Raw genomic sequence first — 13431 nt, 5'->3', positions numbered from 1 at the left:
AACTCAACTTTATTTTTTAGTTGAGTTTTTGTACTTTTAAACTATGGCAGAATTTATTAAAATATATGAAGAAAACCCAAACCCAAAAGAGGTGCAAAAGGTAATAAAGTGCCTTAAAAATGGAGGGTTAATCATTTATCCAACAGATACAGTTTATGGTTTGGGTTGTGATATTACAAACACAAAAGCACTACAAAAGTTAGCACTAATCAAAGGGTTAAAACTAGAGAAAACTAATTTTTCTTTTGTTTGTAACGATTTGAGTCATTTATCAGATTATGTAAAACAAATAGATACACCAACGTTTAAAATTTTAAAACGTGCATTACCTGGCCCTTATACATTTATTTTACCAGGAAGTAATAATCTTCCAAAAGCTTTTAAAAGAAGAAAAACAGTAGGTATTCGTATTCCAGATAATACAATTACGAGAACTATAGTTGAAGAATTAGGCAACCCAATTGTATCTACTTCTATAAGAGATGATGATGATATTTTAGAATATACTACAGATCCAGAATTAATTTTTGAGAAATGGCAAAATCGTGTAGATTTAGTTATTGATGGTGGTTATGGAGACAACTATGCTTCAACAATTATTGATCTTACAGAATCAGAACCACAACTAATTAGAGAAGGAAAAGGAAGTTTAGATATTCTCTAAACTTTTATTTTAGTTGATTAAATTTTTTTCTACCTAAAATAAAATATTGCCAAACAATACTCGTATGTAAATTATAATTTTCTTTTTTAGGTAACTTTTTTCGTTTTCTTAAAAACTTAAAAAAGTTTTTGTAAAAGCTAATATGTGCTTTTAAAATTGCAAGTGTATGTATAGGTCTTAATTCTAAAATAAACTTAACTCCAGCAATTCCGTCTAAAAGTAAACGAGAAAAAACCAAAAACAAAAACCACTTTTTCGGAACATTCTTTATAATATTTAATAAACTATTTCTAAAATTTAAAAATGTTTTTTGAGGATTTGTTTCTTGTAAAGTAGCACCACCAACATGATAAACTTTAGATTCACCTACATATTTTGTTTGGTAGCCAATGTTGTGTGTTCTCCAGCATAAATCAATTTCTTCTTGATGAGCAAAATAATCTTCATCTAAACCACCAACTTTATGATACACATCAGAACGAATAAACAAACAAGCTCCAGAAGCCCAAAAAATTTCAATAGAATCGTTAAACTGATTGCTATCGGTTTCAAGATGATTAAAAACACGACCTCTACAATAAGGATAGCCATATAAATCTACAAATCCACCACCAGCACCTGCATATTCAAACTTGGTTTTATCTTTATAATCTAATAATTTTGGTTGAATAATAGCTGTTTTTTCATCATTTTTAAAAACTTCTATTATTGGTTGTAACCAATTTTCTGTAACTTCAACATCAGAATTTAAAAGACAATAAATATCAGCATCTACAGATTTTAAAGCATCATTATATCCTTTTGCATAACCTCCGTTTGTAATATTTTTAATGATTTTTACTGAAGGATAAAACTCTTTAACATATTCAATAGAAGTGTCAGAAGAAGCGTTATCTGCAATATAGATATCGGCTTCTTGTGAACTAAAATTCACAACCGAAGGCAAGAATTTTTCTAATAATTTTTGACCATTCCAATTTAATATGACAATTGCTATTTTCAAGATTGCGAATTTACACTTAAAAAACCATTTTATTTATAAAGTTTTCTTAATAGTAAGTAGGTATTTCCTTTAAAAAAACATACGTTTCGTTTTGAGTATCCATTTTGCAATAAAAGTGCTCTAAACCATTAGTAATAATTAGGTAGCTTGCCTCTAATTTAAGATTATATCTAGCAATTTGATCAAAAGTATCTTGAGATATTTTTACAGTAGGTGCTTTGCATTCTACAATAATTTCTGGTTTACCTAATTTATTGAAAATGAGAATATCACTTCTTTTTTTGATATTGTTTATTACAAATTGTTTTTCAATAGCTATTAAAGATTCTGGATATTTTTTCTCTTGAATTAAAAACTCAACAAAATTTTGACGAACCCATTCTTCTGGAGTTAAGACAACATTTTTTTTTCTTAATTTATCAAAAATAAGCACTGTATTTTCCCTATTTTTGAACGTGAAGTTATATGAAGGAAGATTCAGTTTTTGCATCAACCAAAAGTAATAAAATGAACGAGATTAATACCATTGTTTCAGATATAAAGAAAGGAAGTATAAAACCTATTTATTTTTTAATGGGTGAAGAGCCTTATTATATAGATCAAATTTCTAATTTTATAGAAAACAATATATTAGATGAAGCAGAAAAAGGCTTTAACCAAGTTGTGATGTATGGAAGAGATACTTCAATTGAAGAGATCGTTTCGTCTGCAAAACGTTTTCCAATGATGGCAGAAAAACAAGTGATTATTGTAAAAGAAGCTCAAGATTTAAATAGGCAAATAGAAAAATTAGTTTCTTATGCAGAAAATCCACAACCATCAACGGTTTTAGTAATAAACTACAAGTACAAGAAGTTAGATAAACGAAAGAAATTGCATAAAACCATTGCAAAATCTGGTGTTATTTTCGAAAGTAAAAAGCTATACGAAAATCAAGTAGCAGATTGGATTAGAAGAGTTTTAAGTGGAAAGAAGTACAAAATAGAACCTAAAGCCGCTCAAATGTTGGTCGAGTTTTTAGGAACAGATTTAAGTAAAATTGCAAATGAATTAAATAAGCTAATCTTAATATTGCCTAAAGAAACGATTATTTCTGATTATCATATTGAGGAGAATATTGGTATTTCTAAAGATTTTAATAATTTTGAGTTACTAAAAGCTATTGGCACAAAAAATATTTTAAAAGCGAATAGAATTATTAATTACTTTGTAGAAAATCCAAAGAATAATCCAATTGTAATGACCATTTCTTTGCTAAATAATTTTTTTACAAAATTGTTACTCTTTCATGGATTACAAAATAAGGCAAAAGATGCGGTTTCGAAATCTTTGGGGGTAAGTTATTACTTTGTAGATGATTATTATACAGCAGCCAAAAGCTATCCAATGCGTAAAGTAGCACAAGTAATCTCTTTTCTACGAGAAGCAGATGTTAATAGCAAAGGAGTAGGAGCAAATTTAACTCAAGAAGATATTTTAAAAGAATTAATATTTAAAATTATGCATTAATGAGGTGTGAAGGTATTCTGTACAAAGAACTTGGCGAAATAGGTTTAAAGCAAGAAGATTTTAAAACAATCATTAAAGGTTACAAAAAAATAAAAATAAAAAAAGGTGATTATCTTATAAAAAGCGGAAGTATTGTAAAAGGATACTACATTTTAATAAGTGGCTTTTTAAGATCTTTTGTTTTAGATTTTGATGGAAATGAAGTAACAACTAATTTTATGGTAAAAAATGATTTAATTTTAGAAGAAAATTCGTTTTTTATGCAAATGCCTACAAAAGAAAATATTATAGCAGTAGAAGATTGTGTTTTATGGATGAAAGATTTAGACACTTTTAATAATCATTTTAGGCTATATGAAGCTTATAGAGAATGGGGACGTTCTCATTTAGTTCGTAATTTATTTGCATTAAAAGAAAGAACATTTAGCATGATTACTGATAAAGCTTCAGAAAGGTATTTAGCCTTACTTTCATCAAGACCAGAGATATTTCAAAAAGCATCTCTAAAACATATTGCGTCTTTTTTAGGAATTACTGATTCTTCATTAAGCAGAATTAGAAAAGAAATATAAAAAAGAGAAATCTTGTCATTAGGCAAGAATAGTTTAGCCTAGCTGAATTATTTTTGTAACAAACTTTAATAAAAAATGATGCTAGATTTACCTGTCTATATTCCTACTGCTTTTATATTGATAACAATATATATAATTTTTGCATTTGTAAAATCTAACAATTTAAAAAAAACAACTTTGCCCATAATTTTTGGTTGGTCAGTTTTAATTTCAATTTTAGCATCTATTGGATTTTATCAATATACAGAAGGAGATAAATTTTCTACTTTTCCATTAGTATTAATTCCAGCAGCCATATTTATAGGTTATTTGTGTAAGAATAAATCTTTTTATGAAAAAAGAGATTTAAAGTGGAGTATAGCTGTACACATTGTTCGTTTTCCTGTTGAATTGCTATTATTTCAACTAGCTGTTAGAGATTTATTACCAATAGAGATGACATTTAAAGGTTGGAATTTTGACATTATTCCTGGAATTACATCAATTTTTTTATTAATTTGGATGAAATTTAGAAGCGTTGATAATAAAATATTACTAGGATGGAATATTTTAGGATTGATTTTAATTTTTTTTATTTTATCAAACGGATTTTTATCACAAGAGTTATTATATAAAAAATTTGGTTACACTGTCCCAAACAAAGCAATAACGTATTTTCCAATGATATTGTTAGGAGGTGTAATTGTACCAGTAGTAATTTATACGCACATATCAGATATTTTAATATTACTAAAAAAACAATCATAATGAAAAATATATTTACAGAAGAAGTTACTAATGGAATAGTAGCAAGAATTAACAATTTAACCTCTAAAACACAACCAAATTGGGGTAAAATGTCTGTTGCTCAAATGCTGGCACATTGCTGCGTAACTTATGAAATGGTTTATACAGACAAGCATCCAAAGCCAAATGCTTTTACCAAGTTTATGCTTAAGCTTTTTGTTAAGAAAATTGTAACATCAGAAAAAACATATGTTAAAAACGGTAGAACTGCTCCTCAATTTTTAATTACTGATGAAAAGGTTTTTGAAACAGAAAAAAAACGTTTAATTGATTTTATTAATAAGACCCAAAAATTGGGAGAAGACCATTTTGATGGTAAAGAATCTCACTCTTTTGGGAAACTTAATAAACAAGAATGGAATAACATGTTTTACAAACATTTAGACCATCATTTAACACAGTTTGGGGTGTGATAATTTATTTAGACGAGAATAATTGCTTTAAAGAGAGTTTAGCATTACCTACAAAACTAGATAAGTTAGATTTTAATTGAGTTCTGTTTTTTAATTTAACAAGATAATCTTTCGTGTTTTCATCTAGATTATCGAAATAATTTTTGTTAACCCAAAATTGATCTCCTGCTATATGATTTACTTTATTTAACAAGCAAATAAAGTCTTTATCAGAAAAAAACTGTTCTATATCTTCCTTTAAAGCTTGGTTTTCATACAACTCAATTTTTTCTACTTCTAGCCAAATGGAATTGATGTTGTTAATCATATCTTTTGCACCTTGTAAAACCATCAATTCTGCACCTTGAACATCCATGTGAATAAAATCGATAGTATTAATTTTTTGATCTAAACAGAAGTTTTTGAAAGTATCAGTTTTAATAGTAATTTCTTCATTAAATTCTAACCAAGGATGTACTTCTTTAGTTTTACTTGGCTTGTAAAGTGATGAACTCTTATTACCAAAGCTTGTAGAGTTGTCTAAAGGTTTTTCTTTATTTTTAGGATTACCAGAAGATACATAGAAAGTTGCTTCTCCTTTTTCTGATGATAATCCTAGCTCAAAAACTTGTGCATTTTTAAGATTAAATTTCTCAATATTATTAATTATTTTTTTATAATTGTTAGGTACAGGTTCAAAAACATAAGCTTTTGAGTTAGGAAAAATAGAATTGTATCTAACAGAACTTAATCCTTCACAAGCTCCAATATCAAAAAAAGTAATAGCACTATCTCTATTAAATAATTTTATTAATACTTTTTCATGTAATTCTAATGTTATATCCTTTTCCATATAAATTAAGTCAAATTATTTTTTAACAATATTATCTTTCTAAAAAATCTTGATAAGAATCTTGAAGAATTGCTTTACCCAAAGAATCTAGTTTAGTTGTATCATTTCCTTGGTCTAATATAGATTTTTTACTGATAAAATCATACATATATGTTCCTTTTTCTGTGACTATTCCAAAACCTGAACTAAATATATAATTTGCATATTGTTGGTTAGAATTATTAAAAATATTTTTACCAAAAATAAATTTATCATTTTTTGCACCCAAAATATCTAATAATGTAAATGAAAAATCTACTTGGCTTGAATAATTATCAACTTTAACATCAGTATATTTTATAGCTCCTCCTAACCATAACATAGGAATTTGATATTTCTTTGGAGAAAAATAAGGACCATCATGTTTTGGGGAACTATGTCCATGATCAGACATAATAACAATTAATGTATTTTTATACCAAGATTGATTTTTAGCAAAATTGATAAAATTTCCAATAACATTATCTGTATAATAGTGAGCACTTCTATACTTATTGTCTTCACTGTTTTTACCAAACTTATACTTTCCTTTTATCTCATAAGGTTCATGGCTTGATAAGGTTAACGCAATTTTAAAAAATGGCTCTTTATTGTTTTTATTTAAATCATCAGCAAAACGTTTCATAAAGATATGATCATAAGCTCCCCATTTAGAATTCCAGTCTTTTGAGTCAAATTCACTACCATCAATAAAATTTTTAATTCCAGAACTTCTTAAATAAGTATTCATATTACCAAAATTTAAATCACCTCCATAGTAAAATGAAGTTTCATAACCCAACTCTTCCAATTGTTTTGGTAGCATAGGCAAGTTTCTAGATTTATTTGGCATCCTCATTATCCTTAAGCTTGGTGCAGGATAATATCCACTTAAAATGGCAGGGATCCCTTTATCTGTTCTATCTCCATTAGCATAAAAGTTGGTAAATAATATTCCTTCTTTTGATAATCTATTTAAATTTGGAGTTACGTTTTGTTCTCCTCCTAAAGAACCTACAACCTTTGCAGATAAACTCTCCCAAAGAATTAAAATGATGTTGGGCTTTTGAACTCTTAAAATACTATCAGTATTAGCATTTAGTAGCTTGTTTCTTGTTTTGTTAATTATTTCTTCTGCAGTTTTATCGTCAAAATATCTATAAGGATTTGTACCATCTGTTGTACGTTTTAGCGTATTGAAAAAATTCCAACTAAAATTAACAGCAGCATGGTTAGCAAACATCTTATTCGAAAAATAAACATTACTCTGATTTACAGGAATCGTTTGGAAACCACCTCTAACAGGGATAATTAATGCAGCTGTCAGCATTAAAAAAACAGGAAATTCAATCCAGTTTTTAGAACTAACTAATTTTATTTTATTTGATATTTTCTTTTGATAGATTTTAATAAATATGAATGATATGAAAATCCAACCTAGAGTACCAGAAATTAATTGAAATGTTGATACTGAAGCTAGCATTAAGCTAGGCTTATTTAAGTAGGGGAGAAGAGAGTTATCTATTCTAACACCCCAAGCTTGATAAAGACCAGCATCTATCAATAATAATAAACTTATAATAATAATAACTATGGAAGTATACCATTTTATCACTTTTTTGATAAAATCTGCATTAACGACTACTGAAATAAGAATAGTCAAAAAAGGCAAAATAGATAAATATGCACTAAAAGAGATATCTAATTGTATTCCGTAAACAAATGTTTTTAAAGTAGTTACAATACCTATGTCTTTAGTTTTATCAAAATAATATAGTAAAAAAAGAAGACGAGCAAAGACAAAATAAATAACCCAAAACAGGAAATATGCAACGCAAAATAACAGTCTATTTTTTAAAGCTTTCATATAAACTATTCAGTGACTTTTAAACGAGCTTTTGCAGTAACAGAATTGTCAGCATAAGTTTTATTTAAATATTTTAAATACCCAGTTATGGCAATCATGGCAGCATTATCTGTTGTGTATTCAAATTTAGGAATGTAAGTTGACCAACCAAAATGCTTTTCAGCCAATTGTAAATGGTTTCTAATCTCTGAATTCGCAGAAACTCCACCAGCAATTGCTATATGCTTTATATTAGTTTGTTTTACAGCATTCTTTAGTTTATCCATTAATATTTCTACAATAGTATATTGTATTGAAGCACAAATATCATTTAGATTTTCTTTGATGAAATTAGGATTTAATTTTAATTGCTTTTGAATAAAATACAAAACTCCAGTTTTTAAACCACTAAAACTAAATTGTAAATCGCCCACTTTTGGTTTGGTAAAAGGATATGCTTTTGGATTACCTAATTTAGCATATTTATCAATTAAAGGACCACCAGGATAAGGTAAACCTAAAATTTTAGCAGATTTATCAAAAGCTTCACCAACTGCATCATCTATTGTTTCTCCTAAAACTTCCATTTTAAAATGGTTGGTAACTTTTACAATTTGAGTGTGCCCACCACTTATGGTTAAACAAATAAAAGGAAAAGGAGGTGCTTTTGTGTCATCCTCTATAAAATGAGCCAAAATATGGGCTTGCATGTGGTTGACATCAATTAAAGGAATTTGCAACCCCATAGCCAATGACTTTGCAAATGAAGTACCTACCAATAAAGAACCCATTAAACCAGGGCCTTTTGTAAAAGCTATTGCAGAAAGCTGCTTTTTATCAACTTTTGCCTGTACTAACGCTTGTTGCACAACTGGAACAATATTTTGTTGATGAGCCCTAGAAGCCAATTCTGGCACAACACCACCATATTTTGAGTGTACTTCTTGGTTTGCAATAACATTACTTAATACTTTACCATTACAAATTACAGAGGCACTAGTATCATCACAAGAAGATTCTATTCCTAAAATATAAATTTGCTCACTCATCTAATTAATTATAGTTAATTATTTGCAAAATTAGTCATTATTTTATCTATCATTCCTTTTTTTAATATTAGAAATTTAATAGTTTGTTAAATTTGCACTTTCTTTGTAATAATTGGCAATATTTTTGCTTGTAATAGTAGAAAATATAAAATTTCATCAGCATTAAACTAATAGGAAAAAAAATACTAAAATGGTTAGGGTACTTTGTACTCTTTTTATTGCTATTAAGTATTATTTTTTCAATACCTGCTGTACAAACTAGTTTGGGTAATTATGCTACAAACCAGCTAAATGAAGATTTTAACACGAATATTTCTATCAAAAAAGTTGACTTTTCTTTTTTAGGAAGTGTTCAACTAAAAGGAGTAGAAATAAGAGATCATCATCAAGACACTTTAATTTTTGTAAAAAAGTTAAGTACATCACTTTTAAATGCGAAACGTGTTTTAGATAATCAAATAAACTTAAAGAGTATTTATTTAGAAGATGTTGACTTCTTTATGAAAACCTATAAGGGTGAAGAAGATGATAATATGGCTGTTTTCATAGATTCTTTTGATGATGGTAAACCACGTGATTCCTTATCAAATCCTTTTATTTTAAAAACGTCTAATGCATACATTACAAATATGCACTATAAATTAATAGATGCCAATAAAAAAGATTCTATTAATTATGAAGCATTTAATGTAGGTGGTAATTTACAAGATTTAGCTATTGTAGGTCCTGATTTTTCTACCAACATACGAGGGCTGCATTTGCAAGATATATTCGATTTAAAGGTTACAAATTTGACTACTGATTTTAGTTATTCTAAAACTGCAATGCATTTTAAGAATACAACTATCCAAACAAAATCATCAGACATAAAAGCTGATATTTCTTTCTTATACAAAAGAGAAGATTTAATCGATTTTAACAATAAAGTAAAAGTAAAAGCTCGTTTTCTAAATAGCAGAGCTGCAGTACAAGACATTAAAAACTTTTACAATGAGTTAAGTGGTAATGATATAATTAGCTTTAAAGGAAATTTTAATGGTACAATAAATAAGTTTGATTTAAATAACTTTAAGCTATCTTCTAGAAGAGGTATTAAAATTGATGGAGATTTAACATTTATTAATACTATTAACAAAAAAAGAAATTTTGTTTTTGAAGGTGATTTAAAAAACCTTACAGCTACGTATGCAGAATTAAAAAATATTCTACCTAACGTTTTAGGTAAAAATATACCTTCAGAGTTTAGTAAGTTAGGTAAGTTTTCTCTTTTAGGCAAGGTAAAAGCCAGTGAAGAAAATATTGAAGCTACATTAGATGTTGATTCAGAAATTGGTTCTGCAATTACAGATTTACGAATTACAGATGTAGATGATATTGACTTTGCGACTTATAATGGAGAAATTGAATTAGATAAATTTAATATTGGAGTATTTTTTAATGACCCTCTGTTTGGTGTAATTTCTCTAAAAGGTGATGTAAATGGTAGTGGTTTTAAACTAGAAAATATTAATACTTCATTTATTGGTAAGGTATCAGAAATTGAATTTAATGAGTATAGTTATAAGAATATTTCTGCTAATGGTCAATATCAAAACAACAAGTTTGATGGAGATTTAGTTATTGATGATGAATATTTTAAAATGAAATTTAATGGTTTAGCAGACTTATCTTCAGAAGTACATAAGTTTGATTTTAAATCGGATATTGAGTATTTAGATTTAAAAGAAACAAACCTTTTTGTAAGGGATAGTATTGCAAAATTAAAAGGAAGCATAGAACTAGACCTTGAAGGTAATACATTAGATGATATTGTTGGTAAAGCTACTTTTAAAGATGTATTTTATACAAATCAAAAACAAGAGTTTCAATTTAAAGAATTTAACGTTTCTTCGTCTATAAAAGATAGTATAAAAAGTATAGAAGTAACTTCTAAAGATATAGCAAATGGTTACGTTAAAGGTAAATTTACATTTTCAGAATTACCAAAAGTTGCTCAAAATGCATTAGGTAGTATTTATACCAATTATCAACCTTATAAAGTAGCACCAAATCAATTTTTAGATTTTGATTTTACAGTATATAACCAAGTTGTTAATGTCTTTTATCCAGAAATATTTATAGATAATAACACAAAAATAAAAGGTAAAATAAAATCGAATAAAAATCAATTAAAACTTACGTTCTCATCGCCTAAAATTGATGTTTATGGTAATGAAGTTAAGAATATTTTATTGCGGACAGATAACCAAAACCCTTTATATAATTCACATTTAACAGCATCTGAAGTAAATACAAAGTATTATAATGTTTCTAAATTAAATGTGCTAAATAGAACAGAAAACGATACGCTTTTCTTTAAGTCAGAATTTAAAGGAGGTCCTATAGATAATGAAGAATTTAATTTAGATTTTTTCTATACCATAAATAATGATAAAAAGTCTGTTGTAGGTTTTGAAAAATCAAGATTTATATTCAAAGAAAATGTTTGGAATATAAATCCTGATGCTGAAAATACAGATAAAATTACTTTTGATTTAAAAGAAGATGAATTCAAATTTAGTAAATTTAAAGTAGTTTCAGGAGAGCAAAAAATTGAATTTTCTGGAAGTTTAAAAGGAGAAACAGAAAAAAAATTAAATGCAGATTTTACCAAAGTAAAACTTCAAAGTTTTTTACCAGTAATAGATAGTTTAGCATTAAAGGGTAAGGTTTCTGGTAATTTAGATTTTGAACAAAAAAATAGCACCTACAAACCAGAAGCTATTTTAGAAATTAAAGATTTTCAAGTTAATAATTTTAGTCAAGGAGATTTATCTATAAATGTAATAGGAAATAATTCTTATGAAAATTATAATGTAGATTTATCCATCAATAAAGAAAAAGTAAAAAGTATTGCTGCAAGAGGAGCTATTGATTTTTCAGGTAATAGACCTTTAATAGATTTAGAAGTTTTTCTAGAAGATTATGCTTTAGAAGCCTTTAGCCCTTTAGGTAAAGATGTTATTTCTTCTTTAAGAGGTAGTGTTTCAGGTGACTTTAATTTAAGAGGTTTTTTAAGAAATCCAGAAATGGAAGGTACTCTTCGTCTTAATAATGCAGGATTAAAATTCCCATATTTAAATATAGATTTTGATTTTGAGGGCGAATCAACAATAACACTTGCACAACAATCATTTATTCTAGAAAATATTAAATTACTCGATACAAAATACAATACTAGAGGTACATTGTTTGGAGATATCACCCATAGAAATCTAGAACAATGGTTTTTAAATTTAGAAATAAATACTAAAAATTTATTGGTTTTAGATACAGAAAACACTGAAGAATCTCTGTATTATGGTACTGCTTTTATGGATGGCAAAGCTAGTATAAGTGGTTTAACAGACAAGTTAACAATAGATGTAAATGCCATAACCAATCCCAATACAATTTTTGTAGTACCCTTAAAAGATGTTGAAACTGTTGATAGTTATCGTTTAATTCATTTTAAATCTGATAAAGTAGAAATTGAAGATAGACAAAGAGAAATCGCTCAAGAAGAGATAGAAGGTTTATCATTAAATATAGATTTAGAAGTTACAAAAGATGCAAAAGCCCAAGTAGTAATTGATGAAGTAAATGGTAGTCAATTAACAGGAAGAGGAGCAGGAGATTTACAAATTAGAATAAACACTAGAGGTAAGTTTAAAATGTTTGGTGATTATACCATAGATACAGGAGTTTATGATTTTAAATATGGAGGTATAATAAATAAACCTTTTGTTATACAAAAAGGAGGTTCAGTTTCTTGGAGTGGAAACCCATATAAAGCTGATTTAAATGTATCAGCTGTTTATAAAGCAAAAGCAAACCCAGGTGTTTTACTTACTAATTATAATTCCAATAGAAGAGAAGAAATAGATTTGGTAACTAAAATTTCAGGAGATTTATTCAACTCAAAACAAGAATTAGATATACAATTAACAAATGTAGATCCAACAATTGCAAGTGAGCTAGAATTTGTTTTAAATGATAATAATATCAATGAAAAAACAACACAATTTATTTCTCTACTAGCATTTGGTACATTTAGAAACCCAGACAAAGTAAATTTTGATGTTAATAATACACTAACAGGCACAGCTTCAAGTGCTATTGCTACTGCCTTTTCTAACCTCTTAAATAGCCCAGATAGTAAATTTCAATTAGGGCTAGATTATCAACAAGGAGTTAATGGTAATAATATAGATAGGTTAAATATTGATAATCAATTTGATGTTTCAGTAAGTACACAAGTAAGCGATAGAGTTATTATTAATGGTAAAGTAGGAGTGCCAGTTGGTGCGCAAACACAATCGAGTGTAGTAGGTGAGGTAAAAGTTGAAGTTTTATTAAATGAAGAAGGTAACTTTAGAGGAGTTATATTTAACCGTCAAAATGAAATTCAATATTCGCAACAAGAAGAAGGTTATACACAAGGTGTGGGTTTATCATATCAAGTTAATTTTAATACATTATCAGAATTATTAAGAAAAATGGGTTTAAAGAAAAAACAGAAAAAGAAAGTTGTAAAAAAAATAAAAAAAGACACTTTAAAACCTCAACACAAAGCATTAATAAATTTTGAAGGAAATTAATTTTATTATAGCTTTATAAAGAGATTATAGAAATATTAATTAGCATTTTTTAAGAGCATTTTTTACATATAGTATCATAATAATGCCTAAATCGTTTTCGTAGTTTTTTTATAATTAATG

Annotated in this window: 11 protein-coding genes; 6 read left to right on the top strand and 5 right to left on the bottom strand. The window is 27.3% G+C overall.

Translation table 11 applies throughout. From position 1 onward, the window contains the following. Positions 1–43: 43 nt before the first annotated feature. Positions 44–664 (top strand): L-threonylcarbamoyladenylate synthase, encoded by a 621-nt coding sequence (locus BTO18_RS04500; RefSeq protein ID WP_105015083.1) that lies wholly within the window; start codon positions 44–46, stop codon positions 662–664. A gap of 4 nt (positions 665–668) precedes the next feature. Here BTO18_RS04500 and BTO18_RS04495 read toward each other — a convergent pair whose 3' ends face one another. Then, positions 669–1667, bottom strand: a complete 999-nt coding sequence (locus BTO18_RS04495) for a glycosyltransferase family 2 protein (RefSeq protein ID WP_105015082.1) — start codon at positions 1665–1667, stop codon at positions 669–671. A gap of 46 nt (positions 1668–1713) precedes the next feature. Beyond that, the gene (locus tag BTO18_RS04490) at positions 1714–2157 is read right to left on the bottom strand and encodes a type I restriction enzyme HsdR N-terminal domain-containing protein (RefSeq protein ID WP_105015081.1); all 444 of its coding nucleotides are present in this window, start codon (positions 2155–2157) and stop codon (positions 1714–1716) included. 17 nt (positions 2158–2174) lie between these two features. Between BTO18_RS04490 and holA the strand changes: the two genes are divergently transcribed. From holA to BTO18_RS04470, 4 genes are all read left to right on the top strand, one after another. Next, a complete protein-coding gene (gene holA, locus BTO18_RS04485; protein WP_105017496.1) occupies positions 2175–3176 on the top strand; it encodes a DNA polymerase III subunit delta in 1002 nt (333 codons plus the stop codon). Continuing rightward, complete coding sequence (locus BTO18_RS04480) at positions 3176–3748, top strand: Crp/Fnr family transcriptional regulator (protein WP_105015080.1); 573 nt, start codon at positions 3176–3178, stop codon at positions 3746–3748. Before holA ends, BTO18_RS04480 begins: the two co-directional genes overlap by 1 nt. Positions 3749–3823: 75 nt before the next feature. Continuing rightward, complete coding sequence (locus tag BTO18_RS04475) at positions 3824–4495, top strand: DUF8737 domain-containing protein (RefSeq protein ID WP_105015079.1); 672 nt, start codon at positions 3824–3826, stop codon at positions 4493–4495. After that, on the top strand, positions 4495–4947 hold the full coding sequence (locus BTO18_RS04470; protein ID WP_105015078.1) for a DUF1569 domain-containing protein: 453 nt from the start codon (positions 4495–4497) through the stop codon (positions 4945–4947). Before BTO18_RS04475 ends, BTO18_RS04470 begins: the two co-directional genes overlap by 1 nt. A gap of 4 nt (positions 4948–4951) precedes the next feature. Here BTO18_RS04470 and BTO18_RS04465 read toward each other — a convergent pair whose 3' ends face one another. Genes BTO18_RS04465 through tsaD form a run of 3 tightly spaced genes read right to left on the bottom strand, consistent with a single transcriptional unit; the run spans position 4952 to position 8692 of the window. After that, entirely contained in the window at positions 4952–5779 is an 828-nt protein-coding gene (locus BTO18_RS04465) for an FkbM family methyltransferase (protein ID WP_105015077.1), read from the bottom strand. A gap of 31 nt (positions 5780–5810) precedes the next feature. Then, the gene (locus tag BTO18_RS04460) at positions 5811–7664 is read right to left on the bottom strand and encodes an LTA synthase family protein (protein WP_105015076.1); all 1854 of its coding nucleotides are present in this window, start codon (positions 7662–7664) and stop codon (positions 5811–5813) included. 5 nt (positions 7665–7669) lie between these two features. Beyond that, positions 7670–8692: a tRNA (adenosine(37)-N6)-threonylcarbamoyltransferase complex transferase subunit TsaD gene (gene tsaD, locus BTO18_RS04455; RefSeq protein ID WP_105015075.1), complete on the bottom strand. Its 1023-nt coding sequence runs from the start codon at positions 8690–8692 to the stop codon at positions 7670–7672. Between the two features lie 218 nt (positions 8693–8910). On the opposite strand from tsaD, the gene BTO18_RS04450 reads away from it, so the two are divergent. Beyond that, on the top strand, positions 8911–13311 hold the full coding sequence (locus BTO18_RS04450; RefSeq protein WP_226789002.1) for a translocation/assembly module TamB domain-containing protein: 4401 nt from the start codon (positions 8911–8913) through the stop codon (positions 13309–13311). Positions 13312–13431: the final 120 nt, after the last annotated feature.

The sequence above is a fragment of the Polaribacter porphyrae genome (assembly GCF_002954685.1).
GTDB classification, from domain to species: domain Bacteria; phylum Bacteroidota; class Bacteroidia; order Flavobacteriales; family Flavobacteriaceae; genus Polaribacter; species Polaribacter porphyrae.
This window is presented reverse-complemented; position numbering and strand designations above follow the sequence as displayed.

Coding starts and splice junctions, on each gene's coding strand:
- BTO18_RS04460 (WP_105015076.1), bottom strand. CDS start 7,664: ATGAAAGCTTTAAAAAATAGACTGTTATTTTGCGTTGCATATTTCCTG.
- BTO18_RS04480 (WP_105015080.1), top strand. CDS start 3,176: ATGAGGTGTGAAGGTATTCTGTACAAAGAACTTGGCGAAATAGGTTTA.
- BTO18_RS04465 (WP_105015077.1), bottom strand. CDS start 5,779: ATGGAAAAGGATATAACATTAGAATTACATGAAAAAGTATTAATAAAA.
- BTO18_RS04470 (WP_105015078.1), top strand. CDS start 4,495: ATGAAAAATATATTTACAGAAGAAGTTACTAATGGAATAGTAGCAAGA.
- BTO18_RS04490 (WP_105015081.1), bottom strand. CDS start 2,157: ATGCAAAAACTGAATCTTCCTTCATATAACTTCACGTTCAAAAATAGG.
- tsaD (WP_105015075.1), bottom strand. CDS start 8,692: ATGAGTGAGCAAATTTATATTTTAGGAATAGAATCTTCTTGTGATGAT.
- holA (WP_105017496.1), top strand. CDS start 2,175: ATGAACGAGATTAATACCATTGTTTCAGATATAAAGAAAGGAAGTATA.
- BTO18_RS04475 (WP_105015079.1), top strand. CDS start 3,824: ATGATGCTAGATTTACCTGTCTATATTCCTACTGCTTTTATATTGATA.
- BTO18_RS04500 (WP_105015083.1), top strand. CDS start 44: ATGGCAGAATTTATTAAAATATATGAAGAAAACCCAAACCCAAAAGAG.